Here is a 26,162-nt window from a genome sequence, read left to right as displayed (position 1 = left end):
TGATTAGCCTGGCTGTTTTGACGTATGCACGAGAAGGATCGTCCCCGACTACGCCCTTGTTTTCAAAGAGTAGAACGAAAATCATTCTGCTTATGGGCTAGTTAACAGTTGTCCGATGAGTGGTTTTGGATTCACTCAGATGCATTCATCAATGGCCGAGCAATCATCCGTATGAGGGCTCGGCCTTTGATCAACTTCGTTATTTACACGACTTCAGGTCTACCGGGCCTACAAAATCATTGCCACGCCCCATGACACAGGCGACCTGCTGGTTACGCTGGCGCTCCCATGCCTGGGGCGGATAGGTTTTGTCCCAGGCTTGATAAAGCTGTTGGTCCTGGCGCGAGAGACGCAAGTTGTATTGTTTGCTCATGTAGAAGTAGGTGCGCGCAATCATGCCGCGTATCGAGGGGCGAGGCATGACCTTCTTGGCCTTGAAATCCACCTGGGTCAGGCATGAGCCGTACTGGCCCTTTTGCTCGGGTATCCAGCCAAAACTGAAATTACTGCGGTCACCGTTGACCTCGCCGATGCTGGGCACCAGATTGTGCAGGTCCGCCTCGGCACGTTTGTAAACCGCGTCAGTTCTTGTGCAGTTCTTGCGCCCGCCGTTCTGCCAGCATTGGCGCAGGTGGCCGATCTGCCAGGCAGGCACAATGTGCTCCCATTCAATACGACTGGCGCGTTTGGCGCTCTTGCGCGGGACGTAGCCGCAGCCAGCGAGATCGACTCGATTGCCGGTGTATTTGCAGCCGCAGTAAAACTCGGTCGACTGCGGCGCATACAAGCCCCAGGCAACTTTCTTGGCTTCGCTGAAGGTGCGCGGGGCTTGTGCCTGGGCGGCGAACGATGCGGTGATGAGCAGGGCGGTGCAAAGCAGTTTAGAGAATCGAAACGTCATGCCGTCAATCTTCCTTCGGCAACGTCCAGAAGATTTGCACGCCACCGTCGTCGCGCCAGGCGAGGGTGACATTATCGTTCTCGGCTATTTCTTCAAGCAGTTGCGCCCAGTCGTCTTCTGCCTCGTCCGGCTGACGAAAGAGCAGGGCAGCCCTGGATTTCTGCGCGGTGGGCGAGTTGATGATCTTCTGTACCCGCATGCCCATGCGCTCGTAAGGGCCGGGAGTGGAGGGGGTCGCTGCGCTTTGTTTTGCCACGGAAAAAGGTCCCTGAATATTGCTGTACGGGCATACAGTATTTGAGTGTCGGATCTTTCGCAACATCTATGTAAGATAAAGCCTTCCAAATGGCACACTGTTGCCTTGAAAAAAACCTGACGTTTCCGGAGTCACGCATGAATATCAAGTCACTGGCATTTCCGTTACTGGCCTCGGCAGTTGTGCTGCTGGCAGGCTGTTCCACGCCCTCGGTCGTCACGCTGCAAAACGGTACTCAGTACGTGACCAAAGATATGCCCAAGACCAAGACGCGCGACGGTTTCTACGAGTTCGAGGATATCTCCGGCAAGACCATCCGGATCAAGGCCGATGATGTGGCGACGGTCAAACCCGAGGAGTGAAACCCTGCTCATCGTGACGCCCGCTCCCTGCGTTAGCGGGGACGGGCAGCTCGGGCATATTTAATTTCCGGTGGATTGACAAAGGCTGCAGCTTTTTCCATAGTTCGCTCCTCGCAAACGTTTGCGCGACGATGCCCGGCATCGATTCTGCGCCGTTCGCCCGAACAATAATCACAAGATCGGAGATGAACTCATGAAGCTGCCATTCGCTGGACGCCTTCTCGCTGTCGCCATGTTTGCTGCCGTTACGGCAGTCATGCCCCTCTCTGCGGCCTACGCCCAGACGCCTGAAAAACCCAAGGTCGCACTGGTCATGAAGTCGTTGGCCAACGAGTTCTTCCTGACCATGGAAGACGGTGCCAAGGTCTACCAGAAAGAACACGCCACCGAATTCGACCTGATCTCCAACGGGATCAAGGATGAGTCCGACACGTCTGCACAGATCCGCATCGTCGAACAGATGATCGCCTCCAACGTGAATGCGCTGGTGATCGCGCCAGCCGACTCCAAGGCGCTGGTGCCGGTGCTCAAGAAAGCCACCGATGCCGGAATCAAGGTCGTCAACATCGACAACCAGCTCGATGTCGACGTGCTCAAAAGCAAGAACCTGCAAATCCCCTTCGTAGGGCCTGACAACCGCAAGGGTGCCAAGCTGGTGGGCGACTATCTGGCCGGGAAACTGACCGCTGGCGACGAGGTGGGCATCATCGAAGGTGTGTCGACCACCAACAATGCTCAGCAACGCACCGCCGGTTTCAAGGACGCCATGGACGAAGCGAAAATGAAAGTGGTGTCTACGCAGTCCGGTAACTGGGAAATCGACAAGGGCAACGCTGTGGCCTCGGCGATGCTCAACGAATACCCGAACCTGAAAGCCTTGCTGGCCGGTAATGACAGCATGGCGCTGGGCGCCGTCTCCGCAGTGCGTGCGGCAGGCAAGGCTGGCAAGGTCATGGTTGTGGGCTACGACAACATCAATGCGATCAAGCCGATGCTCAAGGATGGCCGGGTTCTGGCCACGGCCGATCAGTACGCAGCCAAGCAGGCGGTCTTCGGCATCGAAGCTGCGCTCAAGCTGGTCAAAGGCGAGAAGGTCGATACCAACGACAAGGGCGTGATCGAAACGCCGGTACAGCTCGTTACTCAACCTTGATCCACGCCGTGTAAAGGTGCCCGTCCGCAGAGGACGGGCGCTGGGAGAAATGTATGTCAGCGTCTGCTCAGACAGCTGTTCTTTCGGTCAGTGGCATCGGCAAAACCTACGCACAGCCCGTACTCGGGGACGTCGACCTGACGTTGATGCGCGGCGAAGTGCTGGCTCTGACCGGGGAAAACGGTGCCGGTAAAAGCACCTTGTCGAAAATCATCGGCGGGCTGGTAACGCCTACCACCGGAAACATGGAATTCCAGGGCCAGCCTTATCAGCCTGCAAGTCGTACCCAGGCCGAAAAGCTCGGCATTCGCATGGTCATGCAGGAACTCAACCTGCTGCCGACCCTGACCGTGGCTGAAAACCTGTTTCTTCACGACCTGCCCCGCAGGGCCGGCTGGATCGACCGCAAGCGCTTGCGCGAAAACGCGACCGAGGCCATGGCTCAAGTGGGGCTCGACGCCATTGATCCCGACACGCTGGTCGGCGAATTGGGGATCGGTCATCAACAGATGGTCGAGATCGCCCGCAACCTGATCGGCGACTGTCACGTACTGATTCTCGACGAACCCACTGCCATGCTCACCTCGCGCGAAGTGGAAATGCTCTTCGAGCAGATCACACGGCTGCAGGCGCGGGGCGTCTCGATCATCTACATCTCCCACCGGCTTGAAGAGTTGGCCGGGGTGTCCCAGCGCATCGCCGTGCTGCGCGACGGCAAGCTGGTGTGTGTCGAGCCGATTGCCCGCTACAACAGTGAGCAACTGGTGACCTTGATGGTCGGCCGTGAGCTCGGCGAGCATATCGACATGGGCGCCCGGCAGATTGGCGAGGTGGCGCTGTCAGTCAAGGGGCTCAGTCGCGCCGGCAAGGTTCAGGATGTGTCCTTCGACGTGCGTCGAGGTGAAATCTTCGGTATTTCCGGACTGATCGGTGCCGGGCGTACCGAGTTGTTGCGTTTGATTTACGGTGCAGACGTTGCCGACAGCGGTGACATCGAAGTCGGAAGTCCGCTGCAAAAAGTCAGCATTCGCTCGCCAGCCGACGCGGTGGCGCAGGGTATCGCGCTGATCACGGAAGACCGAAAGAGCGAAGGCCTGCTGATGTCGCAATCGATCAGCGCCAACATTGCGCTGGGCAACATGCATTCGATTTCCAGCGCGGGCGTGGTCAACAGCGAAGATGAGCTGAAACTGGCGCAGCGCCAGGTGGCGGCCATGCGCATTCGCAGCTCCAGTCCGGGCCAGCTGGTCTCCGAGTTGTCGGGTGGCAATCAGCAGAAGGTGGTGATCGGTCGCTGGCTGGAACGTGACTGCACGGTGATGCTGTTCGACGAGCCGACACGGGGCATCGACATCGGTGCCAAGTTCGATATCTACGCGCTGCTGGCCGAACTGACCCGTCAGGGCAGGGCGCTGGTGGTGGTGTCCAGCGATCTGCGCGAACTGATGCTGATCTGTGATCGTATCGGCGTGCTGTCTGCCGGTCGCCTGATCGACACGTTCGAGCGCGATTGCTGGACCCAGGACCAATTGCTGGCCGCTGCCTTCGCCGGTTATCAGAAACGTGACGCGCTGCTCAATGATGCGGCGCCCAGGAACGACTCATGAAAAATACTCCTTCTCCGACGCTGACTGTGCCAGTCCGTCGCGGCGGCAACTACTTTGGCCTGGGTACCTACATCGGGCTGGCCGGTGCGTTGCTGGTGATGATCGTGCTGTTCTCGCTGCTCAGCGATCACTTCCTGTCCTACCAGACCTTCAGCATGCTCGCCAACCAGATCCCGGACCTGATGGTGCTGTCGGTCGGCATGACGCTGATCCTCATCATCGGTGGCATCGACCTCTCGGTCGGCTCGGTGCTGGCGCTGGCCGCTTCGGCGGTCAGTGTGGCAATCCTCGGCTGGGGCTGGAGCGTGTTTCCGGCGGCGTTGCTGGGCATCGCCTGTGCGACGCTGGCAGGTACGATCACCGGTTCGATTACGGTTGCCTGGCGCATCCCTTCGTTCATCGTGTCTCTGGGCGTGCTGGAAATGGCTCGTGGTGCGGCCTATCAGATGACCAATTCGCGTACCGCCTACATCGGTGATTCGTTCGCCTGGCTGTCCGATCCGATTGCCTTTGGCATTGCGCCGTCTTTCATCATCGCGTTGCTGATCATCTTCGTCGCTCAGGCGGTACTGACCCGCACCGTTTTCGGTCGCTACCTGATCGGCATCGGCACCAATGAAGAGGCCGTGCGTCTGGCGGGTATCAATCCCAAGCCTTACAAGATTCTGGTGTTCTCGCTGATGGGGCTGCTGGCCGGTGTCGCGGCACTGTTCCAGATATCCAGGCTGGAAGCGGCCGATCCGAATGCCGGTGCCGGGCTTGAGCTGCAGGTCATTGCGGCAGTGGTGATCGGTGGCACCAGCCTGATGGGCGGCCGCGGTTCGATCATCAGCACCTTTTTCGGTGTGCTGATCATTTCCGTGCTGGCTGCAGGCCTGGCGCAGATCGGTGCGACCGAGCCGACCAAGCGGATCATCACCGGTGCGGTGATCGTGATTGCTGTGGTGCTGGACACCTACCGCAGCCACCGGGCTCGGCGCCAGGGCTGATATGGCAACCATCAAGGATGTCGCGGCCCTGGCGGGGATCTCGTACACCACGGTCTCCCACGTGCTGAACAAGACCCGGCCGGTGAGCGAGCCGGTCAGGCTCAAGGTCGAAGCCGCCATTGCGCAGCTCGATTACGTGCCCAGTGCAGTGGCGCGTTCGCTGAAGGCCAAGACCACTTCGACCATCGGCCTGTTGATTCCCAACGGCATGAACCCGTATTTCGCCGAGTTGGCGCGGGGCATCGAGGATTACTGCGAGCGTAATGGCTTTTGCGTGATCCTCTGCAACTCCGATGACAATCCGGAGAAACAGCGTGGTTATCTGCGCGTGCTGCTGGAAAAGCGCGTGGACGGGCTGATTGTTTCTTCTGTGGGGGGCGACGCGGGTATTGCAGGTGGCCTTGCCGAGGTACGTACGCCGCTGGTGATTGTTGACCGGGAGCTGGACGGTATCGATGCCGACATGGTCCGTATCGACCATGAACAGGGTGCTTATCTGGCAACCCGGCACTTGCTGGACCTGGGACATCGCGCCATTGCCTGTATTGGTGGGCCATTTCACAGCACAGTGGCCGAGATGCGTCTGGCGGGTTATCGGCGCGCCTTGCAACAGGCGTCCGTTCCGGGCCGTGCCGAATGGGCGCTGCACAGTGAGTTCACCAGCTCTGCCGGTCATGAGGCAGCGTGTCAGCTTCTGGCAGCGCATCCGCCGACCGCGATTTTTGCCGGCAACGACGTCATCGCCATCGGTGTGCTGCGCGCCGCCGCCGAGCGCTTGATTCGTGTGCCTCAGGACCTGTCGGTGATCGGTTTCGATGATATCCAGATGAGTCGCTACGTTTATCCGGCGCTGACCACCGTGGGGCAGTCGATCATGCAACTGGGCGAAACCGCTGCAGAAATGCTGCTGAGCAGAATCGCCACACCCCATGCGCTTCCTGCCGAAAAAAGACTTGTGACGCCCAGCGTCGTGGTGCGCGAGTCTACGGCAGCGCCAAATACTTTATCCAACGAATGACGCGCAAGCACAGCAACGGATTAATCAGCCATGCAAGCAAAAATAGTGATAGTAGGCAGTCTGAACATGGATCTGGTCATCCGCGCCCAGCGTCTGCCACGTCCTGGCGAGACCTTGAGCGGGGAGACATTCGACACCGTGCCTGGCGGCAAAGGCGCCAATCAGGCGGTCGCTGCGGCACGTCTTGGCGCCAGTGTGGCAATGATCGGTTGTGTCGGGGCGGATGCCTACGGCGAACAACTGCGTGCAGCGCTGCTGGCCGAGCAGATCGATTGTCAGGCGGTGACCGTCGTTGAGGGCGTGTCCACCGGTATCGCCTCGATCGTGGTCGACGCCAACAGCCAGAACGCCATTGTCATCGTGGCCGGTGGCAATGGTCGGCTCACTCCGGCATTGATCGAGCGCTTCGACGCGCTGCTGGCAGATTCGCAAATCGTCATCTGCCAGCTCGAAGTGCCGACCGAAACCGTTTTCCACACCCTGGCCCGCGCCCGTGCGCTGGGCAAGACCGTCATTCTCAATCCTGCCCCGGCCAGCGAGCCCTTGCCGGCAAGCTGGTATGCCCTGATCGACTACCTGATCCCCAATGAAAGCGAAGCGCAGACCCTGACCGGTGTGAACGTCGACTCGCCGGCCGCCGCTGAAAATGCGGCATCGGTCATGCTGGCGGCCGGCGCGCGCAACGTGATCATTACCCTCGGCGAGCGCGGAACCCTGTTCGCCAGTGCGTCTGGCATGGAGCATATTCCAGCGCGTCGTGTGCAGGCCGTGGACACCACCGCTGCAGGTGATACCTTTGTCGGCGGTTTTGCGGCGGCGCTGTCCGCAGGCCATGGCGAATTGCAGGCAATTCGTTTCGGTCAGGCTGCGGCGGCCATCTCCGTCACCCGAGCAGGTGCCCAGCCGTCCATCCCGACGTTCGAGGAAGTACAGGAATTCAATTCGCTATGAAAAAGACCCCGCTACTCAATATTGCCCTGTCCCGCGTGATCGCATCGCTGGGCCACGGCGACATCCTGATGATCGTCGACGCCGGCATGCCAGTACCGGCAGGCGTCGAACTGATCGACCTCGCGCTGACCCGCGGTGTGCCGGATTTCATCAGTGTGCTGGATGTCGTGCTGAGTGAAATGCAGGTTGAAAGCCACGTATTGGCCAATGAGATGGCCGAGGTCAAACCGCCTGCGTTGCAGGTGATCGAAAGCCTGAATCTCGACGACCAGTTGGGGCAACAACGCTGGATAAGCCACGAAGACCTCAAGGTCTTGAGTCGCAAGGCCAAGGCAATCATCCGTACCGGAGAATGTCAGCCGTACAGTAATGTGGCGCTGGTGTCCGGAGTCGTCTTCTAATAATTCAATAAAGGGAGTTTCATATGACATTGATACAGTTTTCCAGACAGTTCATTCGTGGAGCGTTGCTCTTGTCCATTCTCGGTACTGCTGCTGTCCATGCGGCTGAAAAGCGTGATCTGATCATCGATACGGATCCAGGTGCGGACGATGTCGTTGCGCTGTTACTGGCGCTGGCGTCACCTGAAGAGCTCAACGTGATGGCTATCACCACGGTGGCCGGCAATGTGCGGCTCGACAAGACCTCGCGTAATGCCAGGCTGGCGCGTGAGTGGGCCGGGCGCGAAGAGGTGCCTGTGTATGCCGGTGCGCCCAAGCCGTTGGTGCGTACCCCGATCTATGCCGAGAACGTTCACGGTCAGGAAGGTCTGCCGGGCGTGCCCGTGCACGAGCCCGCCAAGGGCCTTGCCGAAGGCAATGCCGTCGATTACCTGATCCGCACCCTGAGCAAGGCCAAGCCGCATAGCATCACCATCGCCATGCTCGGCCCGCAGACCAACCTGGCGCTGGCCTTGGTACAGGCTCCGGAAATCACTCAGGGCATCAAGGAAGTGGTGGTCATGGGTGGCGCGCATTTCAACGGCGGCAATATCACCCCGGTTGCCGAATTCAATCTGTTCGCCGACCCGCATGCCGCGCAGATCGTTCTGGCCAGCGGTGTGAAGCTGACGTATGTGCCGCTGGATGTGACCCACAAGATTCTCACCAGTGAACAACGCCTCAAGCAGATCGCCGCACTGGGCAACAATGCTGGCAAGCTGGTCGACGGCATTCTCAATGAATACGTCAAGCTGGACATGGAGCATTACGGTTTGCCCGGCGGGCCGGTACACGACGCCAGCGTGATTGCCTGGCTGCTCAAGCCCGAGCTGTTTTCCGGGCGGCAGATCAACGTGACAGTGGACACGCGTGAGGGCATCGGTTTTGGTCAGACAGTGGCCGACTGGTACGGCACGCTCAAGCAGCCGCAGAATGTATTCTGGGTCGAGAACGGCGACGCTCAGGGGTTCTTCGATCTGCTGACCGAGCGTCTGGCGCGTCTCAAGTAAGTACGCAACCTGAGGCCGCGTATCAGGCGGGCAGTCCGGCCGCGGCATAGCGGCTCAGCACCTGGCTGATGAAGGCACGGGCACCCTCGGTGCCCAGTTCCTTGATCAGCAGGTCGACTGCGATGATCATCAGTTCTTCCGGATTCCCGGGGCTGTGCGAGCAGTGCCCCTGAGGCCATCTGGCCTTGATGTCCGCGTCTAGGGTTATGGCTGTCATGTCTGTCTGATCTCCACTGAAGGGTCACGCACACGCTGCTCGCTTCCCGGCGTTTGTGTCCCTGGCAGTAAACCATCCCGCGCGCATTTTGACACTTCTACTTAGATATGATCCTGATAGCCCGATTCAATGAGCTGCGGCGATAAACGTTTTGTGACGATTTCCTTGCACGCCCTGTTTCATGCCAAGGCAGACTCCCGTTCCAGGCAGATCAACAGGTTACACGAGGCATGTCGGTCGGACCTTGCAACCAACGCGCCTGAGCGCGGTCGGACAGGTCTGGAAATGTTCATTGGCAGAGGAGGGTGTATGCCCCGGAAATTCGCAACATTGGGTTTTATGGTCGTGGTTTCATTGATGGCAGGCTGCAGCAGTACGGCGTCTGATAGCAGTGCCAGTGCTGAAGCGCCCGTCAAGGCCGACGCGCCAGCCAGCAACGCGATACCTGGCCGCTGTGATGCAGGGCTTGCCCAGTTCGCCATCGGCAAGCAGGCGTCCATCGACCTCCTTTCTCAAGTCCGCGCCCGTTCCGGTTCGCAGGATGCGCGCATTCTCGGTCCTGACGACATGGTCACACTGGAATACCGATCCGAGCGGGTAAACGTCAACACCGACGCGTCGGGGAAGGTGACCCGTATCAATTGCGGCTGAGCCGGTACTTTCTTTTGCGCATAAAAAAACCCCGTCAGTGACGGGGTTTTTTTTGTGTCAGGTGAATCAGGCCACCTGAACTTCTTCTGCCTGCATGCCTTTCTGGCCTTTAGCAGCAACAAAAGTAACGGTCTGGCCTTCTTTCAGGCTTTTGAAACCGTCGCTCTGGATTGCTTTGAAGTGTACGAACAGGTCGTCACCGCCACCTTGTGGAGTGATAAAGCCGAAGCCTTTTTCATCGTTGAACCATTTTACGGTGCCGGTTTGGCGATTAGACATGGTGTATCTCCAGAAACATAATTTTCAGTAACGTGCTGCTCAGGCCAACTGGGCACACCGGGCTATCATAGTCGAAATGAGCAAAAAAACAGCTATTAAGGTGGGCCCTTTGCGTAAAGGTCCCGTATATGCGGTTCACCATACTCTGCAAACCGCCCTCAGAGGTGCCAGGCTCAGCACAGAAAGGGCCGTATCAATAGCGCTTAAAGCCATGATTTTCATGGCTTTCAGAAGTGCCGGGGCCAACTGCTATCAGTGCTCGGCACGTGCGTCTTACCCCGGCTGAAAAAAATGATTATTTTGTCGCTGTGCAGTTCTCTGCGACCAGTTTTTGCAGTTTTGCCGTCAATGCAGCGGGTGGTGCTGCCTTGGTGTCCTTGAGCGAGGCTATTTCCTTGTCGGTGAAGTGACTGTCCACCTGTTGTGCTCCGCATTCGCAGTGAGTCGTTGCGGTCTTGTCATTCAGCCCCTGTTTCTTGGCCGCAGCCACGCATTCCTGACTGAAGGTGGTGCGTGTCGCTCCATCCATCGCAGCGTGAGCACCCAGCGGGATGAGGGCGGCGCTGCAGACGAGGAGGCTGGTCAGGCGTGAAAACTTCATGGTGTTCTCCTTATTGCTGGAAAAAACGTACGGGGTCTTGCTGGTTTCTGACGCCCATGAAGCCAGCCAGTTCAGGCGGCGTGCCAATTCCATTTCATTTGCGTGGATGTGCATCCCGGCCGGCCTGGCTGTGTTAGGATGCGCGTCCTGTTATTTTCCAGCGCCCCATGGCCAATGGCTTTCGGTGCCGCGCAGGCAGGTTTTTTCGTACATTCCAGTCATCTGGTCCGGTTCAAGGTTGGCCCCAAGGCTCCTGCCACTGTGAGGCAGGCATACCACCGGATCACGTACTGGCTCATCCCAACCCACGTGACCTTTGGTAGGGGTCACCACTAGGAGAGGAGGCGCCATGCCAACTATTACTCTTCCCGACGGCAGTCAACGTTCATTCGATCAGGCGGTTTCCGTAGCCGATGTCGCGCTTTCAATCGGTGCCGGTCTGGCCAAGGCCACCGTCGCCGGCAAGGTCGACGGCAAGCTCGTCGACGCCTGCGACCTGATCGAAAACGATGCCAGCCTGCAGATCATCACCCCCAAGGATCAGGAAGGACTGGAAATCATCCGTCACTCCTGCGCGCACCTGGTAGGGCACGCGGTCAAGCAGTTGTATCCGACTGCAAAAATGGTCATCGGCCCGGTGATCGACGACGGCTTCTATTACGATATCGCCTACGAGCGCCCGTTCACGCCTGACGATATGGCGGCGATCGAACAGCGCATGCAGCAGTTGATCGAAAAAGATTACGACGTCATCAAGAAAGTCACGCCGCGCGCTGAAGTGATCGAGGTGTTCACCGCCCGTCACGAAGATTACAAGCTGCGTCTGGTCGAAGACATGCCGAGCGAGCAGGCCATGGGCCTGTATTACCACGAAGAATACGTCGACATGTGCCGCGGTCCACACGTGCCGAACACTCGCTTCCTGAAGTCATTCAAGTTGACCAAGCTGTCCGGTGCCTACTGGCGTGGCGACGCCAAGAACGAGCAATTGCAGCGCGTCTACGGCACTGCCTGGGCCGACAAGAAACAACTGGCAGCCTACATCCAGCGCATCGAAGAAGCCGAAAAACGCGACCATCGCAAGATCGGCAAGCGTCTCGGCCTGTTCCATACCCAGGAAGAAGCGCCGGGCATGGTTTTCTGGCACCCGCAGGGCTGGACCCTGTATCAGGTGCTTGAGCAGTACATGCGTAAAGTGCAGCGTGAGAATGGCTACCTCGAGATCAAGACCCCGCAAGTGGTCGATCGCTCGCTCTGGGAAAAATCCGGGCACTGGGCCAACTACGCCGACAACATGTTCACCACCGAGTCCGAAAGCCGCGACTACGCGATCAAGCCGATGAACTGCCCTTGCCACGTGCAGGTGTTCAATCAGGGCCTGAAAAGCTACCGCGAGCTGCCGATGCGTCTGGCCGAGTTCGGTGCCTGTCACCGTAACGAGCCGTCGGGTGCCTTGCACGGCATCATGCGCGTGCGTGGCTTCACCCAGGACGATGCGCACATCTTCTGTACCGAAGACCAGATGCAGGCCGAGTCCGCCGCGTTCATCAAGCTGACGCTGGATGTCTACGCCGATTTCGGTTTCAAGGATATCGAACTCAAATTGTCCACTCGCCCTGAAAAGCGTGTAGGCTCCGACGAGCTTTGGGACCGTGCCGAATCGGCGCTGGCTTCCGCACTCGACAGCGCTGGTCTGCCTTACGACCTGCAGCCGGGCGAGGGCGCGTTCTACGGTCCGAAAATCGAGTTCTCCCTCAAGGATTGTCTCGGTCGGGTATGGCAGTGCGGCACCTTGCAGCTGGACTTCAATCTGCCGATCCGTTTGAGTGCCGAGTACGTTTCGGAAGACAACAGTCGCAAGAATCCGGTCATGTTGCACCGCGCAATCCTTGGGTCTTTCGAGCGTTTCATCGGAATTCTGATCGAGCATTACGAAGGGGCGTTTCCGGCCTGGCTGGCGCCTACCCAGGCAGTGATCATGAATATCACTGACAAACAGGCCGATTTTGCCCTCGAAGTGGAAAAAACTCTGGCCGAAAGCGGGTTTCGTGCCAAGTCCGACTTGAGAAATGAAAAGATCGGCTTTAAAATCCGTGAGCATACTTTGCTCAAGGTTCCTTATCTCCTCGTCATTGGAGATCGGGAGGTTGAAATGCAAACTGTCGCTGTGCGTACACGTGAAGGCGCTGACCTTGGCTCGATGCCGGTCGCCCAATTCGCTGAATTCCTCGCACAAGCGGTTTCCCGGCGTGGTCGCCAAGATACGGAGTAATTATTATTAAGCGTGAAATGAGACAAGATAAACGAGCTGCACCCAAGGCCCCGATCAATGAAAATATCTCGGCCCGCGAGGTTCGTTTAATTGGCGCTGACGGCGAGCAGATTGGCATCGTCTCGATTGATGAAGCGCTTCGTATTGCCGAAGAGGCGAAGCTGGATCTGGTAGAGATTTCTGCCGACGCAGTCCCTCCGGTCTGCCGTGTGATGGATTACGGCAAATCGATCTTCGAGAAGAAGAAGCAGGTTGCTGCAGCGAAGAAGAACCAGAAGCAGATCCAGGTTAAAGAAATCAAGTTTCGTCCAGGGACGGAGGAAGGGGATTACCAGGTAAAACTACGCAACCTGGTACGTTTCCTGAGTGACGGGGACAGGGCCAAGGTATCGTTGAGATTCCGCGGTCGTGAGATGGCCCACCAGGAGCTGGGTATGGAGCTGTTGAAGCGGGTTGAAGGTGACCTGCTCGAATACGGTTCCGTCGAACAGCATCCTAAGATGGAAGGACGCCAGCTGATCATGGTCATCGCCCCGAAAAAGAAGAAATAACCACCAGGGCACGGCAGGCCTTGCGGTTATATTTATCAACTGAATGCGGAGTATCCGAACATGCCAAAGATGAAGACTAAAAGTGGTGCAGCTAAGCGGTTTTTGAAAACCGCCAACGGCATCAAGCACAAGCACGCTTTCAAGAGCCACATCCTGACCAAAATGTCGACAAAGCGTAAGCGTCAATTGCGCGGTAGCAGCTTGCTGCATCCGTCTGACGTGGCAAAAGTCGAGCGCATGCTGCGCCTTCGTTAATTTTGATCAAGATATAGAGGAAGTAACTCATGGCTCGTGTAAAGCGTGGCGTCATTGCCCGTAAGCGTCACAAAAAAATTCTGAAACTTGCAAAAGGCTACTACGGCGCGCGTTCACGCGTATTCCGTGTTGCCAAGCAAGCGGTAATCAAGGCAGGCCAATACGCCTACCGTGACCGTCGTCAGAAAAAACGTCAGTTCCGCGCTCTGTGGATCGCTCGTATCAACGCTGGTGCTCGTGTTAACGGTCTGTCCTACAGCCGTTTCATTGCTGGCCTGAAAAAAGCGTCCATCGAGATCGACCGTAAGGTTCTGGCTGATCTGGCAGTGAACGAAAAAGCGGCGTTTGCTGCGATTGTCGAGAAAGCTAAAGCCACCTTGGCCTAAGTCCCCGACAATCACTTGCCCCGGTTCTCCGGGGTCGGTGTTAAACGTCATAAATAGGGGAAGAGCCTTCAGCTCTTCCCCTATTTTGTATCTGGAGTCTGTACATGGAAAACCTGGACGCGCTGGTCTCTCAAGCTCTTGAGGCTGTGCAAAGCGCCGAAGATATCAATGCCCTGGAGCAAATCCGGGTTCACTACCTCGGCAAGAAAGGCGAGTTGACTCAGGTGATGAAGACCCTGGGGAACCTGCCAGCTGAAGAGCGTCCGCAAGTCGGAGCGCTGATCAACGTTGCCAAGGAACGTGTCACAGAGGTTCTCAATGCACGCAAGGCATCGTTTGAGCAGGCAGAACTGACTGCCAGGCTCGCAGCCGAATGCATCGATGTGACCCTGCCGGGCCGCGGTCAGACCTCAGGTGGTCTGCACCCCATTACCCGTACTCTGGAACGTATCGAACAATTCTTCACGCACATCGGCTACGGCATCGCCGAAGGCCCTGAAGTGGAAGACGATTACCACAACTTCGAGGCGCTCAACATCCCAGGCCACCACCCGGCCCGGTCGATGCACGACACCTTCTATTTCAACGCGAACATGCTGCTGCGCACCCACACCTCGCCGGTACAGGTACGCACCATGGAATCGCAGCAGCCGCCGATCCGCATCGTCTGCCCAGGCCGTGTGTACCGTAGCGACTCGGATATCACCCACTCGCCGATGTTCCACCAGATCGAAGGCCTGCTGGTCGATCGCGACATCAATTTTGCCGATCTGAAAGGCACCATCGAAGAGTTCCTGCGTGTGTTCTTCGAGAAAGAGCTGGCCGTGCGCTTCCGTCCTTCGTATTTCCCTTTCACCGAGCCCTCGGCGGAAGTGGATATGGAATGCGTGATGTGCAGTGGCAAGGGCTGCCGCGTCTGCAAGCAGACCGGCTGGCTTGAAGTCATGGGGTGCGGCATGGTCCACCCGAACGTGCTGCGCATGTCCGGCATCGATCCTGAAGAGTTTCAGGGTTTTGCGTTCGGCATGGGCGTAGAGCGTCTGGCCATGCTGCGTTACGGCGTCAATGATTTGCGCCTGTTCTTCGACAACGATTTGCGGTTCCTCGCGCAATTTCGCTAAGTCGTACGAACCCATCAGGAGAGCAGGATGAAATTCAGTGAACAATGGCTGCGCGGCTGGGTAAGCCCGCAGGTTTCCCGCGACGAGCTGGTTGCTCGTCTGTCGATGGCCGGTCTTGAGGTTGACAGCGTGACGCTGGCCGCCGGCGTTTTCAGCGGCGTGGTAGTGGGTGAGGTGCTGAGCACCGAGCAACACCCCGATGCCGACAAGTTGCGTGTGTGTCAGGTCAGCAATGGCAGCGAAACCTTTCAGGTCGTCTGTGGCGCGCCAAACGTGCGTCCAGGCCTGAAAATTCCATTCGCCATGATCGGCGCCGAGCTTCCGGGCGATTTCAAGATCAAGAAAGCCAAGCTGCGCGGCGTCGAGTCCAACGGCATGTTGTGTTCGGCTGCCGAGTTGCAGGCCGGCGAGGGCAATGATGGCCTGATGGAACTGGCTGCTGATGCACCGGTTGGCCAGGACATTCGTGTCTATCTGAGCCTGGACGATGCCAGCATCGAGGTCGACCTGACCCCGAACCGTGGCGACTGCCTGTCGGTGGCCGGTCTGGCGCGTGAAGTCGGTGCGCTTTACGCCGCTGAGGTCACCCGTCCGCAGGTCGCTGCTGTCAGCGCTGTACACGATGAAGTGCGCCCGGTCGAAGTGCTGGCGCCGGCTGCATGCCCGCGCTACCTGGGCCGTGTGATCCGCAACGTCGACCTGTCGCGTCCGACCCCGCTGTGGATGGTCGAGCGTCTGCGTCGTTCCGACGTGCGCAGCATCGATGCCGCTGTCGACATCACCAACTACGTGATGCTGGAACTGGGTCAGCCTCTGCATGCGTTCGATCTGGCCGAAATCAACGGCGGGATTCGTGTGCGTATGGCCGAGGAGGGCGAGAAGCTCGTTCTGCTCGACGGCCAGGAAGTCAGCCTGCGTGCCGACACGCTGGTCATTGCCGATCACCAGCGCGCGCTGGCAATCGCCGGTGTCATGGGTGGCGAGCACAGCGGTGTGACTGCCGGTACTCGCGATATTTTCCTGGAAAGCGCGTTCTTCGACACCATTTCGGTGGCCGGCAAGGCGCGTTCCTATGGCTTGCATACCGACGCTTCGCACCGCTACGAGCGTGGTGTGGACTGGCAACTGGCCCGTGAAGCCATGGAGCGGGCCACTGGCCTGCTGCTGGAAATCACCGGTGGCGAAGCCGGCCCCGTGATCGAAGTGGTCAGCGAGCAGCATTTGCCGTCGATCGCCCCGGTTACGCTGCGCGCCAGCCGCGTCGAGCAGATGCTCGGTCTGGTGATCGAAAACGCTGAAATCGAACGCCTGCTGAAAGGTCTCGGTCTGGCTGTGACTGCCGAAGCCGATGGGCAATGGCGTGTCGAAGTGCCAAGTCATCGTTTCGACATCAGCCTTGAAGTCGACCTGATCGAAGAGCTGGCACGTCTTTACGGCTACAACCGTCTGCCGGTCCGCTATCCACAGGCCCGTCTGGCTCCTCAGGCCAAGGCCGAAGCCAGGGGCGATCTGCCTGAGCTGCGCCGCCTGCTGGTTGCCCGCGGTTATCAGGAAGCGATCACCTACAGCTTCATCGACCCGAAATGGTTCGAGCTGTTCTCGCCGGGCGCCAAGCCCTTGCTGCTGGCCAACCCGATCTCCAATGACATGGCGGCCATGCGTGCCTCGTTGTGGCCGGGTCTGGTCAAGGCGCTGCAGCACAACCTCAACCGCCAGCAGGACCGCGTGCGGATGTTCGAAAGCGGCCTGCGCTTCGTCGGTCAGCTCGATGGCTTGAAGCAAGAGCCCATGCTGGCGGGCGTTGTCTGCGGCAGCCGCCTGCCGGAAGGCTGGGCGCAAGGTCGTGATGCAGTCGATTTCTTCGACGTCAAGGCTGACGTTGAAGCGGTTCTGGGCTTTGCCGGTGCACTGGGCGAGTTCACCTTCACGCCGGGTCAGCATCCTGCCTTGCACCCAGGCCAGACGGCGCGCATCGAGCGTGATGGCCGTGAGGTCGGTTTCCTGGGCGCCATTCACCCGGAACTGTCGAAAACCCTGGGGCTGGATCGTCCGGTGTTTGTTTTCGAGCTGGTTCTGGCGGAAGTGTCGACCGGCCGTCTGCCGAAATTCCACGAGCTGTCGCGCTTCCCTGAAGTGCGCCGCGACCTGGCGCTGCTGGCCGATCGGGATGTTTCGGCCAGTGCGGTTCTGGACGTTATTCGTGAAAATGCAGGCGAGTGGCTCACAGACCTCAGGTTATTTGATGTTTACCAGGGTAAAGGCATTGATCCGCATAGAAAAAGCCTTGCAGTCGGCTTGACCTGGCAGCATCCATCACGCACTCTTAATGACGATGAGGTAAACGCAACGACACTTGCTATCCTCACCTCGCTTGAGGAGAGGTTAAACGCCACGTTAAGGAAGTAGCGTATGGGGGCTCTGACGAAAGCTGAGATGGCCGAACGTCTGTACGAAGAGCTGGGCCTGAATAAACGGGAAGCCAAGGAACTGGTCGAACTGTTTTTTGAAGAAATCAGGCACGCTCTGGAAGATAACGAGCAGGTGAAGTTGTCAGGTTTCGGCAACTTCGACCTTCGAGACAAGCGCCAGCGGCCTGGGAGAAATCCCAAGACCGGTGAAGAGATTCCGATTACGGCGCGCCGTGTGGTCACCTTTCGTCCAGGGCAGAAGCTGAAGGCCCGAGTTGAGGCATATGCTGGAACCAAGTCATAACGACGAGCTGCCGCCGATCCCCGGCAAACGCTACTTCACCATCGGTGAGGTCAGCGAGCTCTGCGCGGTAAAACCGCACGTTCTGCGTTATTGGGAGCAGGAGTTTCCTCAACTCAACCCCGTCAAGCGACGCGGAAACCGTCGGTATTATCAGCGCCAGGACGTGCTGATGATCCGCCAGATCCGCGGCCTGCTATACGATCAGGGCTTCACCATCGGTGGCGCCCGACTTCGTCTTACCGCCGGTGAACCAAAGGATGACACCCAGCAGTACAAGCAGATGATTCGCGAGATGATTGCGGAGCTGGAAGACGTACTCGTCATGCTCAAGGCGTAATTGAGCAGTCAGGATACTTCCAAAATTCAAATGCTTAGGGTATATTCCTCAACGTTTTCGCAGGTTGCAAAACAGATACACGCCTAGTCGGGGCGTAGCGCAGTCCGGTAGCGCACTAGCATGGGGTGCTAGGGGTCGAGTGTTCGAATCACTCCGTCCCGACCATATTTTTCAATGAGTCAGCCCAATCTGAGAAGATTGGGCTTTTTCATGTGCGTGAGTTTTGAGTGACTCGCTGTCTCTCGATGGTTTTCAACTTTTCCAAAATGTCACAAACGGCCCGTGTGATCATTTTCTGACACCCTCTTTGCTGCCTACATCAGATATCCAGGTCCGAGCACTAGTCCCGTCCTAAACCATCTCATGGATCAATAGGTGATGCCGTCAGGCCCCAGTCAATCCTGTTTCCTTGCTGATCTGACGCTCCCACTTTTCACGCATTGGCGTGAGGTGGCCCCGCCGCTGAGGCTGAGTTAGAGAGGGCTATTGGAGCTTTGCGATTCGGTTCAGCTACTATCGCGTATCGCGCGAATCAATTTACGTATGGATGCACTGATGCTCAACGATTCCGATACCGTGGGAAGTGCTTTCAAGCGTGCCTTTTACCGGGTTGACGGTATAACGATGTATGCGTGTTGGATGGTGTGGGCGGGGATACTGATCTGGGACCTGCTTGGTTCGGAAAGCTCAGGTATCCACACGGTTGTCCTGATTCTGATAGGCCTTTTAAATCCTTTCCTGTTTCTGCTGCTTGGCCTTTGGCGTTTACCCGGTTTGCTGACGGCGTTGATTATCATCGGTATCAATATCAGGTTTTTATTCGCTTGGCTTTGGGCCTGACGATCTATGTAAGACGCAGTATTGACGTCTGAAACCTTCTCTCGCGCCAACGCTTTACCCGTAGCCCCACGACACCAGCTCCCACTGAGCACCCACGGTCTCCAAAAAAACAATTTGACATATGTTATTTGTGATCACATATTCGCTTCATAAGAAAGCCAATATGAGTCACTCCCCATGACAGACCGTCCCATCCTCCTGCCGCCCATGCGCCAGGTCTCTCGCGATACCCTCCAGGACCAGGTCTACCGACAGATTCGTGAAGCACTGATGAGCGGGCGCTTTCAGCCGGGTCAGAAGCTGACGATCCGTGGTCTGGCCGAGGCGCTGGGTTCCAGTCCGATGCCGGTGCGCGAGGCGTTGAATCGTCTTAGCGCCGAGAACGCCTTCGAAGTCACCGAAACCGCCCGGCTGCGTGTGCCCATGATAACCCCGGAGCGGTTGCGCGAGATTCGCGACGCGCGGGTGGCGCTGGAAGGTCTGTTGGCCGAGAAAGCCGTGGTTCTGATCAACGACGCCGATCTTGAAGACATCAGCCAGCTCTGCGGGCAGATGCAGAAGGCTGCCGACAGCGTTGATGTCGCGCTCTATCTGTGGACCAACTTTGCCTTTCACCGGCGCATTTACGCGGTGGCCAAGGCTGAGCTGATCGTTGCGGCAGTAGAGAACTTCTGGCTGCACATCGGCCCGTGTTTCGCGCTGGTTGCGCCTGACCGGGCGCACCTTCAGCGTTCGATGGAAGCACACAACCGTATCGTCGAGGCTTTGGCGGCGCGTGATGGGGCGGCGGCTCGTGCAGCTGTCACCGACGACATCATGCAGGCTGCCGACTCTCTGACGCGCCTGATCGCAAAGAGCGACCGCTCCAGGTCGCGTGTCTCGGGAGTGAAAAAAGCATGAGTGTTCTCAATCGGCTGGTTCCCTATGCAGGGCTGCGCGTCCTGATTTCCGGCGGTGCAGCCGGGATTGGTGAGGTGTTGGCGGCGGCTTACCTGGAAGCGGGGGCAAAGGTACACGTGTGCGATGTCAGCGAGGCGGCCATTGCGGCATTCCTCGATCGCCATCCAGGCAGCGTCGCCACCCACGCAGACGTCGCTGATCCGGCGCAGATCGAAGCGGTATTCAGGGTGCAGCGGGCACGCTTCGATGGTCTTGATGTGCTGATCAACAACGCCGGGATCGCCGGTCCGACGGCAGGGATCGATGCCATTAGCGAAGAAGAGTGGCAGCGCACCATCGACATCAATCTCACCGGGCAGTACCGCTTCGCTCATCACGCTGTGCCGTTGCTCAAGGCCTCACCCAACGCTCACCTGATCCATATCGCCTCCGTCGCCGGTCGCCTGGGCTATGCCTGGCGCACCCCGTATGCCGCGACCAAGTGGGCGATTGTCGGGCTGATGAAGTCGCTGGCGTCCGAGTTGGGTGAAAGTGATATCCGCGTCAATGCCTTGCTGCCCGGTATCGTCGAAGGCCCGCGCATGGATGGAGTGATCCGGGCCCGTGCGCAACAAATGAACGTGCCGGAGGAGGAGATGCGCGAGGAGTACCTGAAAAAGATCTCGCTCAAGCGCATGGTCACCGCCGAAGACGTCGCCGCGATGGCGCTCTTTTTATGCTCGCCGGCCGCCCGCAACGTAACGGGGCAGGCCATCAGTGTGGATGGCAACGTCGAGTACCTCTGAGGATTCGCCCGATAGCAACGATGACCGGACCTCGTCCGAGTCATGTTCCACATCAGACTTCTCGCCAACAACAAGAATGGAGAATGCTCATGCCCAAAAAACGTCCGGTCATCATTACCTGCGCCGTAACGGGTGCAATTCACACGCCGTCGATGTCGCCTCATTTGCCGATCACGCCGCAGGAAATCGCCGATGCAGCCATCGGTGCCGCCGAGGCCGGGGCCTCGATCGTTCATTTGCACGCCCGCGACCCACGTGACGGAAGGCCCAGTCAGGATGTCGATCTGTTTCGGCAGTTCCTGCCGCAGATCAAGGCCAAGAGCGACGTGGTGATCAATATCACCACGGGCGGCGCGCCGACCATGGGCGTGGAAGAGCGCTTGCAACCGGTCGCGCAGCTCAAGCCGGAACTCGCCTCGCTGAACATGGGATCAATGAACTTCGGTCTGTATGAAATGCTGGATCGCTACAGCGAGTTCAAGCACGACTGGGAGCGGCCCTATCTGGCCGAGAGCGACGACCGGATTTTCCGCAACACCTTCCGCGACATCGCGCACATTCTCAATACCTGTGCCGAGAACCGTACACGCTTTGAAATTGAATGCTATGACATCGGCCATCTGTATACCGCAGCACACTTCCTGCAGCGTGGGTTGCTCAAGGCGCCGATTTTCATCCAGTCTGTATTCGGTTTGCGCGGCGGGATCGGCGGGCACCCTGAAGACCTGGCGCACATGCGCCGTACGGCTGACCGCCTGTTTGGCGATGCCTATCAATGGTCGATCCTGGGGGCCGGTCGCAATCAGATTCCGCTGGGCACCATGGGCCTGTCGATGGGCAGCCATGTACGGGTCGGTCTGGAGGATTCGCTGTGGGACGGGCCGGGCAAACTGGCGGCGTCCAATGCCGATCAGGTCAAGCGTATCCGCACGGTGATCGAAGCGCTGGGCGGGCAGGTGGCAACGCCGGACGAAGCCCGTGAAATGCTCGATCTGAAGGGGCAGGACAAGGTTGATTTCTAGTCGCCGCAAAAATGTGTCATCTCAATAACAACAAGACAGAGGTGAAAAATGCGTATCGAAATCGTTGTCGACGTGAAGACCACGCTGGGCGAAGGCCCGCTCTGGGATGTCGAGCAACAGCGCCTGTACTGGATCGACAGCTTCGACGGCCGTGTCCTGCGCTGCACGGACGACGGGCGCGAACTGCGCGCTTGGGAGGTCGGCCAGAAAATCGGTTCCATGGCCTTGCGCAAGCACGGTGACGCGGCGCTTGTGGCGCTGCAGACGGGCATCTATAACCTCGACCTGCCGAGCGGCGATCTGGAGCTGATCGTCGACCCTGAGCCCGGTTTGCCGAACAATCGCCTCAATGATGGCAAGGTCGATCGGCAGGGCCGGTTCATTGTGGGGTCGATGGACACGCAGGAAGATCAGGCCAGCGCGAAGCTGTATCGCCTCGATCCTGACCTGAGCCTGCACACACTGGATGAAGGCATTATCGTGTCCAACGGTCCTTGCTGGAGTCCGGGCGGGGACACCTTTTATTTCGCCGACACCTGGTCCGGGGAGATCTGGACCTACGATTACGACAACGCCAGCGGCGCAGTCGCCAACAGACGCACCTTTGCCAAGGTCGATACCTCAACGGGAGGCGCGGCGGATGGCTGCACCGTGGACGCCGAAGGCTGTCTGTGGCAAGCGCTGGTGTATGCCGGAAAACTGGTGCGTTACACCCCCGACGGCCAGGTGGATCGCATCATTGACATGCCCGTAAAGAAAGTGACCAGTCTGACCTTCGGCGGCCCGAATCTGGACACACTGTTCGTCACCTCCATGGCCAAGCCGCCGTTGCCGCGCTTTCCTGACGATGGCCAGCAGCGCGGTGCCTTGTTCGCCATCACCGGGCTGGGTGTGAAAGGCATCGCCGAGCGGCGCTTTGCCAGTTAACCCTTCTACAGACCGACCCTGAACGTTAAGGACGACTGAACCCTTTCTCGCTGGGGCGTGTGCGGCACGCCTGGAGATTTCCCATGCCAAATAACAAAAATGCATCGCTGGGCAAGATTCATCGTTTTTCGTGGGTGTCGTTGCTGGTCTGCTGGATGATCTGGATTTTGAATGCCTATGACCGCGAGATCGTCTTGCGTCTGGGGCCGACGATTTCCAAGCATTTCGACCTGTCTGCAGACCAGTGGGGCACGGTGGCCACGGTTATCATGCTGGCGCTGGCCGTTCTCGATATTCCTGGCTCCATCTGGAGTGATCGCTACGGCGGAGGGTGGAAGAGGGCGCGCTTTCAGGTGCCGTTGGTACTGGGTTATACCGCGCTGTCCTTTCTGTCGGGTTTCAAGGCATTGAGTGGCAGTCTTGCCAGTTTCATCGCCTTGCGCGTTGGGGTGAATCTGGGCGCTGGCTGGGGTGAGCCGGTCGGCGTCAGCAACACGGCCGAGTGGTGGCCAGTAGAACGTCGTGGTTTTGCCTTGGGCGCGCACCATACCGGTTACCCCATCGGCGCGATGCTCAGCGGCATTGTCGCCAGTTTCGTAATCAGCACTTACGGAGAGGAAAACTGGCGTTATGTGTTCTTCTTCGCCTTCGTGGTAGCACTGCCATTGATGATCTTCTGGGCGCGCTACTCGACGGCCGAGCGCATCACCCAGCTGTACGTGGACATTGCTGCCAAAGGCATGACCCCGCCGGACAGCACGCCGTCGACCAATGTAAAAGGCCAGGTCTGGAAGTCGGTGAAGGCGACGCTGAGCAACCGCAATATCGCCCTGACTGCCGGTAACACCCTGCTCACGCAAGTGGTGTACATGGGCGTCAACATTGTCCTGCCGGCCTACCTGTACAACATCCTCAACCTGTCGCTGGCCGAGTCTGCGGGAATGAGCGTGGTGTTCACACTGACCGGCATCCTCGGGCAACTGATCTGGCCGTCGCTGTCGGACATCATCGGCCGGCGCATCACCCTGATCATCTGTGGCATATGGATGGCGGTCAGTGTCGGGGCCTTTTACTTCGCCAACACCATCCTGATCGTCATCGCCGTACAGTTGCTTTTCGGCCTGGTCGCCAATGCCGTCTGGCCCATCTACTACGCGGTCGCCTCCGACTCGGCGCAACCTTCGGCGACCTCCACAGCCAACGGGATCATCACCACGGTGATGTTCATCGGCGGCGGCGTTGCCCCGGTACTGATGGGGACGCTGATTTCCATGGGCGGCGGCTGGACCAGCCTCAGCGGTTATACCGTGTGCTTTTTCGTCATGGCCGGTTGCGCGTTGGGCGGGGCGTTCCTGCAGCTGTTTTCTCACCGTCCCGAAGGATTGGCGGTGCAGGGGAGCGTGTGATGCCGGCATTCTGAAGAAAGTTGCCAGAGTGAGCAGAGTGTCCGATCTCCACCGTCAAGACGCTTGATGACGCGGGGGCCCCTGCGTTGCCGTGAGCGGCGACATCACTCTGGCACTAATTGGTCTGCTCTCATCTCGTTGCTCCAGCGTATTTCAAGCATTGAAAGCCCAGGCATGCATTCTGTAATGTGTTCAGTAGCAGAATCGTCGATTTGAATGAACTAACTACAGAAAGCCTAAACCCTGGAACAGTAAGGACACGTCATGGACTCGAACAATCTTCTGTACGGATTCTTCTTCGCCGGCACGGTGACCGGCTTGAGCATGCTGGCTTCACTCAGTCATGCCGATACGGCTTTTAACCCGGCTACTGCGTCTGTCCAGATGTTTCACTGGCGGTGGAATGATGTGGCCAAAGAATGTTCAAGCGCAATAGGGCCAATAGGTTATGGGGCGGTACAAATATCTCCGCCTCAGGCATCCAAGGTGGCGGGACACTGGTGGGATATTTATAAGCCGGTTAACTTTAACTCATTAGACAGCCGCATGGGGACGGAGTCAGAGTTAAAGGAAATGATCAGTGCCTGTCACGCTGCCGGGGTCAGGGTCTATGCAGATATCGTTATTAACCAGGTAGCGGGGGATTCGAGCGCAACCTTTAAAAGCACCGATGGTTCTGCATGGGATGCCCAGTCATTGGCCTACCCGCAGTTTAGCCAAAATGACTTCCATAGCCTCTGTTATATAGAGTCTGCTGATTATCAGAGTAATGCAGCGAAGGTAAGAGACTGCAGGCTCAACAACCTTCCTGACTTGAATCAGTCCAGCAGCTATGTACAGGGCGTGGCGGCGAATTACATGAAGAAGTTACTCTCGCTCGGGATCGATGGGTTTCGACTGGATGCTGCGAAACATCAAAATTCCGACGACATAAACAAGATTCTGGCGGCGGTAAAAACAGCCTATCCCACGACCGTTTCCGGAGAAAAAATCTGGGTCACGCAGGAGATAATCCCCGACGGCAGCTCCAGTCGCTCAGACTACTATAAGAACGGAACGGTGAATGAGTTCAATTACACCACAGCCCTTCTTAAAGCCTTTCGGCAAAAAGACGGATTTAACCTGGCCTCCATTCCGGCGATGATAGGGATATTCGGAAACTGGGGCGGGTCTTTTCGCCTGATGCCGCCAGAACGATCTACGGTGTTCGTTAATAACTGGGACACCGAGCGAAATCAAGACGCATCCTTGAATGCCAGCAATCAGTCGTATAACGACAGGTATAATTCCAAGCGCTATGACCTCGCGAATGTGTTCATGTTGGCATTGCCCTATGGTGAGGCTCAGGTTCACTCGGGATTCAATTTCAGTGACCCTGAAGCGGATGCCCCCGCAGCAAGCCCATTAGACGCAAGCGGCAATCCCAATAACAGCTCAGGGTGGGACTTCATACACCGTGCGAGTGCAATTGCGAGCATGGTCAAGTTTCGCAGTGCCACTGACGGGCAGGACGTGAATAACTGGGTTACGGGCTCTGGCAATCAGATCGCATTCAGTAGAGGCAATGTCGGGTTTGTTGCCCTGAACAACAGTGCCTCTGCATGGCTAAAGACGTTCAATACAGGGCTTCCAGAAGGGATTTATTGTGATGTCATCACAAAAAAACTCTCTACCCCCAACGAAATGTGCACTAATAAAATCGCCGTTGACGGGAAAGGGAATGCAAGCCTGACGGTGCCGGGTGATAGTGGAAGTGTTGTGCCGGCAATTGCCATTTATTCAGGTTCTAAACTCTAGCGAGACCGGGGTAGGCGTCATGGACGACGCTTATCCTGCTACTTGACTGCGCCTTCCTGACATCCCGGGCTAATGGCGCATCAGCGTGATCTCGCAAAGCGTCTCCTCCATTGCCGGGTCGCTCATCGAAAACCGGTTCTGCAGCAGATGGATGCGCAGCATGGTTTCCAACGGTTTCGGTCCACGCCTGCCGCCAGCTACCTGTTGTGGTGGGAGATGAGTCACTTCAGTACAGGGTAGGGTGGGCAGTGAGCGCAGATTTGATCGGTGAACCCTTAGGCTCTGTACGAAAAGTGGCTGCGCTCGGTGAGGCTGCGTTGAAAACGGGCTAGAGCGCGAGTCCGATCGGAATACTCATTGACAACACGCAGAGTCGAACGCGGCCCCGGCCGTTCCTCGCCTGTTTTTTGCCTTGC

General features: G+C 57.9%; 29 protein-coding genes, 1 tRNA gene and 1 pseudogene. 25 read left to right on the top strand and 6 right to left on the bottom strand.

The window, feature by feature from the left end; translation table 11 throughout:
- Positions 1-199: 199 nt before the first annotated feature.
- Together QRN50_RS20885 and QRN50_RS20880 are read right to left on the bottom strand one after the other, a co-directional pair.
- A complete protein-coding gene (locus QRN50_RS20885; protein ID WP_004408453.1) occupies positions 200-901 on the bottom strand; it encodes an endonuclease in 702 nt (233 codons plus the stop codon).
- Between the two features lie 4 nt (positions 902-905).
- The gene (locus QRN50_RS20880; protein ID WP_003416220.1) at positions 906-1,157 is read right to left on the bottom strand and encodes a DUF1654 domain-containing protein; all 252 of its coding nucleotides are present in this window, start codon (positions 1,155-1,157) and stop codon (positions 906-908) included.
- 137 nt (positions 1,158-1,294) lie between these two features.
- Here QRN50_RS20880 and QRN50_RS20875 point away from each other — a divergent pair, with 137 nt between their 5' ends.
- The 8 genes from QRN50_RS20875 (at position 1,295) to QRN50_RS20840 (ending at position 8,687) form a co-directional block, all read left to right on the top strand.
- A complete protein-coding gene (locus QRN50_RS20875) occupies positions 1,295-1,519 on the top strand; it encodes a YgdI/YgdR family lipoprotein (RefSeq protein ID WP_003315580.1) in 225 nt (74 codons plus the stop codon).
- A gap of 193 nt (positions 1,520-1,712) precedes the next feature.
- Positions 1,713-2,672, top strand: coding sequence for a sugar ABC transporter substrate-binding protein (locus QRN50_RS20870; RefSeq protein ID WP_096126698.1), 960 nt, complete (start codon positions 1,713-1,715; stop codon positions 2,670-2,672).
- Between the two features lie 53 nt (positions 2,673-2,725).
- Positions 2,726-4,279, top strand: a complete 1,554-nt coding sequence (locus tag QRN50_RS20865) for a sugar ABC transporter ATP-binding protein (protein ID WP_096126697.1) — start codon at positions 2,726-2,728, stop codon at positions 4,277-4,279.
- Positions 4,276-5,268 carry an ABC transporter permease gene (locus QRN50_RS20860; protein ID WP_004408445.1) on the top strand — a complete coding sequence of 331 codons (993 nt, stop codon included), beginning with the start codon at positions 4,276-4,278 and terminating at the stop codon, positions 5,266-5,268. Before QRN50_RS20865 ends, QRN50_RS20860 begins: the two co-directional genes overlap by 4 nt.
- Before the next feature lies 1 nt (position 5,269).
- Positions 5,270-6,286 (top strand): LacI family DNA-binding transcriptional regulator, encoded by a 1,017-nt coding sequence (locus QRN50_RS20855; protein ID WP_024642424.1) that lies wholly within the window; start codon positions 5,270-5,272, stop codon positions 6,284-6,286.
- A 30-nt stretch (positions 6,287-6,316) separates the two neighbouring features.
- The gene (gene rbsK / locus QRN50_RS20850) at positions 6,317-7,237 is read left to right on the top strand and encodes a ribokinase (protein ID WP_024642423.1); all 921 of its coding nucleotides are present in this window, start codon (positions 6,317-6,319) and stop codon (positions 7,235-7,237) included.
- On the top strand, positions 7,234-7,638 hold the full coding sequence (gene rbsD / locus QRN50_RS20845) for a D-ribose pyranase (RefSeq protein ID WP_024639017.1): 405 nt from the start codon (positions 7,234-7,236) through the stop codon (positions 7,636-7,638). Before rbsK ends, rbsD begins: the two co-directional genes overlap by 4 nt.
- Before the next feature lie 23 nt (positions 7,639-7,661).
- Positions 7,662-8,687 (top strand): nucleoside hydrolase, encoded by a 1,026-nt coding sequence (locus QRN50_RS20840; protein ID WP_024639018.1) that lies wholly within the window; start codon positions 7,662-7,664, stop codon positions 8,685-8,687.
- A gap of 22 nt (positions 8,688-8,709) precedes the next feature.
- On the opposite strand, the gene QRN50_RS20835 is transcribed toward QRN50_RS20840, so the two are convergent.
- Positions 8,710-8,904 carry a hypothetical protein gene (locus QRN50_RS20835; RefSeq protein WP_011267467.1) on the bottom strand — a complete coding sequence of 65 codons (195 nt, stop codon included), beginning with the start codon at positions 8,902-8,904 and terminating at the stop codon, positions 8,710-8,712.
- Positions 8,905-9,213: 309 nt separating this feature from the next.
- Here QRN50_RS20835 and QRN50_RS20830 point away from each other — a divergent pair, with 309 nt between their 5' ends.
- Positions 9,214-9,555 (top strand): I78 family peptidase inhibitor, encoded by a 342-nt coding sequence (locus QRN50_RS20830; RefSeq protein ID WP_024642422.1) that lies wholly within the window; start codon positions 9,214-9,216, stop codon positions 9,553-9,555.
- Between the two features lie 66 nt (positions 9,556-9,621).
- On the opposite strand, the gene QRN50_RS20825 is transcribed toward QRN50_RS20830, so the two are convergent.
- Together QRN50_RS20825 and QRN50_RS20820 are read right to left on the bottom strand one after the other, a co-directional pair.
- Positions 9,622-9,834: a cold-shock protein gene (locus QRN50_RS20825; protein WP_003315566.1), complete on the bottom strand. Its 213-nt coding sequence runs from the start codon at positions 9,832-9,834 to the stop codon at positions 9,622-9,624.
- Between the two features lie 295 nt (positions 9,835-10,129).
- Complete coding sequence (locus QRN50_RS20820; RefSeq protein WP_011267469.1) at positions 10,130-10,435, bottom strand: hypothetical protein; 306 nt, start codon at positions 10,433-10,435, stop codon at positions 10,130-10,132.
- A gap of 349 nt (positions 10,436-10,784) precedes the next feature.
- On the opposite strand from QRN50_RS20820, the gene thrS reads away from it, so the two are divergent.
- The 16 genes from thrS to QRN50_RS20740 all read left to right on the top strand — a co-directional run bounded on the left by thrS (position 10,785) and on the right by QRN50_RS20740 (position 25,746).
- Complete coding sequence (gene thrS, locus QRN50_RS20815; RefSeq protein ID WP_011267470.1) at positions 10,785-12,707, top strand: threonine--tRNA ligase; 1,923 nt, start codon at positions 10,785-10,787, stop codon at positions 12,705-12,707.
- Positions 12,707-13,258 (top strand): translation initiation factor IF-3, encoded by a 552-nt coding sequence (gene infC, locus QRN50_RS20810; RefSeq protein ID WP_170846037.1) that lies wholly within the window; start codon positions 12,707-12,709, stop codon positions 13,256-13,258. The genes thrS and infC overlap by 1 nt, the downstream gene beginning before the upstream one ends.
- A 60-nt stretch (positions 13,259-13,318) precedes the next feature.
- Positions 13,319-13,513 carry a 50S ribosomal protein L35 gene (gene rpmI / locus QRN50_RS20805; RefSeq protein ID WP_002553160.1) on the top strand — a complete coding sequence of 65 codons (195 nt, stop codon included), beginning with the start codon at positions 13,319-13,321 and terminating at the stop codon, positions 13,511-13,513.
- A 29-nt stretch (positions 13,514-13,542) separates the two neighbouring features.
- Positions 13,543-13,899 carry a 50S ribosomal protein L20 gene (gene rplT, locus QRN50_RS20800; protein ID WP_002553161.1) on the top strand — a complete coding sequence of 119 codons (357 nt, stop codon included), beginning with the start codon at positions 13,543-13,545 and terminating at the stop codon, positions 13,897-13,899.
- Positions 13,900-14,003: 104 nt separating this feature from the next.
- Complete coding sequence (gene pheS / locus QRN50_RS20795) at positions 14,004-15,020, top strand: phenylalanine--tRNA ligase subunit alpha (RefSeq protein ID WP_003367019.1); 1,017 nt, start codon at positions 14,004-14,006, stop codon at positions 15,018-15,020.
- 27 nt (positions 15,021-15,047) lie between these two features.
- Complete coding sequence (gene pheT, locus QRN50_RS20790; RefSeq protein WP_060400722.1) at positions 15,048-17,426, top strand: phenylalanine--tRNA ligase subunit beta; 2,379 nt, start codon at positions 15,048-15,050, stop codon at positions 17,424-17,426.
- 3 nt (positions 17,427-17,429) lie between these two features.
- On the top strand, positions 17,430-17,732 hold the full coding sequence (ihfA, locus tag QRN50_RS20785) for an integration host factor subunit alpha (protein WP_002553164.1): 303 nt from the start codon (positions 17,430-17,432) through the stop codon (positions 17,730-17,732).
- Positions 17,713-18,069 (top strand): MerR family transcriptional regulator, encoded by a 357-nt coding sequence (locus QRN50_RS20780; protein WP_004408375.1) that lies wholly within the window; start codon positions 17,713-17,715, stop codon positions 18,067-18,069. Before ihfA ends, QRN50_RS20780 begins: the two co-directional genes overlap by 20 nt.
- Positions 18,070-18,157: 88 nt before the next feature.
- Positions 18,158-18,234, top strand: a tRNA-Pro gene (locus QRN50_RS20775).
- 390 nt (positions 18,235-18,624) lie between these two features.
- Positions 18,625-18,909, top strand: a complete 285-nt coding sequence (locus tag QRN50_RS20770) for a hypothetical protein (RefSeq protein ID WP_003407367.1) — start codon at positions 18,625-18,627, stop codon at positions 18,907-18,909.
- A 177-nt stretch (positions 18,910-19,086) separates the two neighbouring features.
- Positions 19,087-19,809, top strand: a complete 723-nt coding sequence (locus QRN50_RS20765; RefSeq protein ID WP_011267484.1) for a GntR family transcriptional regulator — start codon at positions 19,087-19,089, stop codon at positions 19,807-19,809.
- The gene (locus QRN50_RS20760) at positions 19,806-20,594 is read left to right on the top strand and encodes an SDR family oxidoreductase (RefSeq protein WP_011267485.1); all 789 of its coding nucleotides are present in this window, start codon (positions 19,806-19,808) and stop codon (positions 20,592-20,594) included. The genes QRN50_RS20765 and QRN50_RS20760 overlap by 4 nt, the downstream gene beginning before the upstream one ends.
- 89 nt (positions 20,595-20,683) lie before the next feature.
- Complete coding sequence (gene kce, locus QRN50_RS20755) at positions 20,684-21,616, top strand: 3,5-dioxohexanoate:acetyl-CoA acetone transferase (RefSeq protein ID WP_057457147.1); 933 nt, start codon at positions 20,684-20,686, stop codon at positions 21,614-21,616.
- A 48-nt stretch (positions 21,617-21,664) separates the two neighbouring features.
- Entirely contained in the window at positions 21,665-22,543 is an 879-nt protein-coding gene (locus QRN50_RS20750) for an SMP-30/gluconolactonase/LRE family protein (RefSeq protein WP_096126696.1), read from the top strand.
- 83 nt (positions 22,544-22,626) lie between these two features.
- Positions 22,627-23,949, top strand: coding sequence for an MFS transporter (locus tag QRN50_RS20745; RefSeq protein ID WP_096126695.1), 1,323 nt, complete (start codon positions 22,627-22,629; stop codon positions 23,947-23,949).
- 264 nt (positions 23,950-24,213) lie between these two features.
- Entirely contained in the window at positions 24,214-25,746 is a 1,533-nt protein-coding gene (locus QRN50_RS20740) for an alpha-amylase (protein ID WP_096126694.1), read from the top strand.
- 75 nt (positions 25,747-25,821) lie between these two features.
- Here QRN50_RS20740 and QRN50_RS20735 read toward each other — a convergent pair.
- Positions 25,822-25,938 (bottom strand): annotated as a pseudogene (locus QRN50_RS20735) (transposase); the annotation flags it as partial.
- Positions 25,939-26,162 lie beyond the last annotated feature (224 nt).

It is taken from the genome of Pseudomonas sp. MEJ108 (genome assembly GCF_030208985.1).
GTDB classification, from domain to species: domain Bacteria; phylum Pseudomonadota; class Gammaproteobacteria; order Pseudomonadales; family Pseudomonadaceae; genus Aquipseudomonas; species Aquipseudomonas fragariae.
The sequence above is the reverse complement of the archived record's forward strand: the minus strand, read 5'-3'. Positions and strand labels throughout refer to the sequence as shown.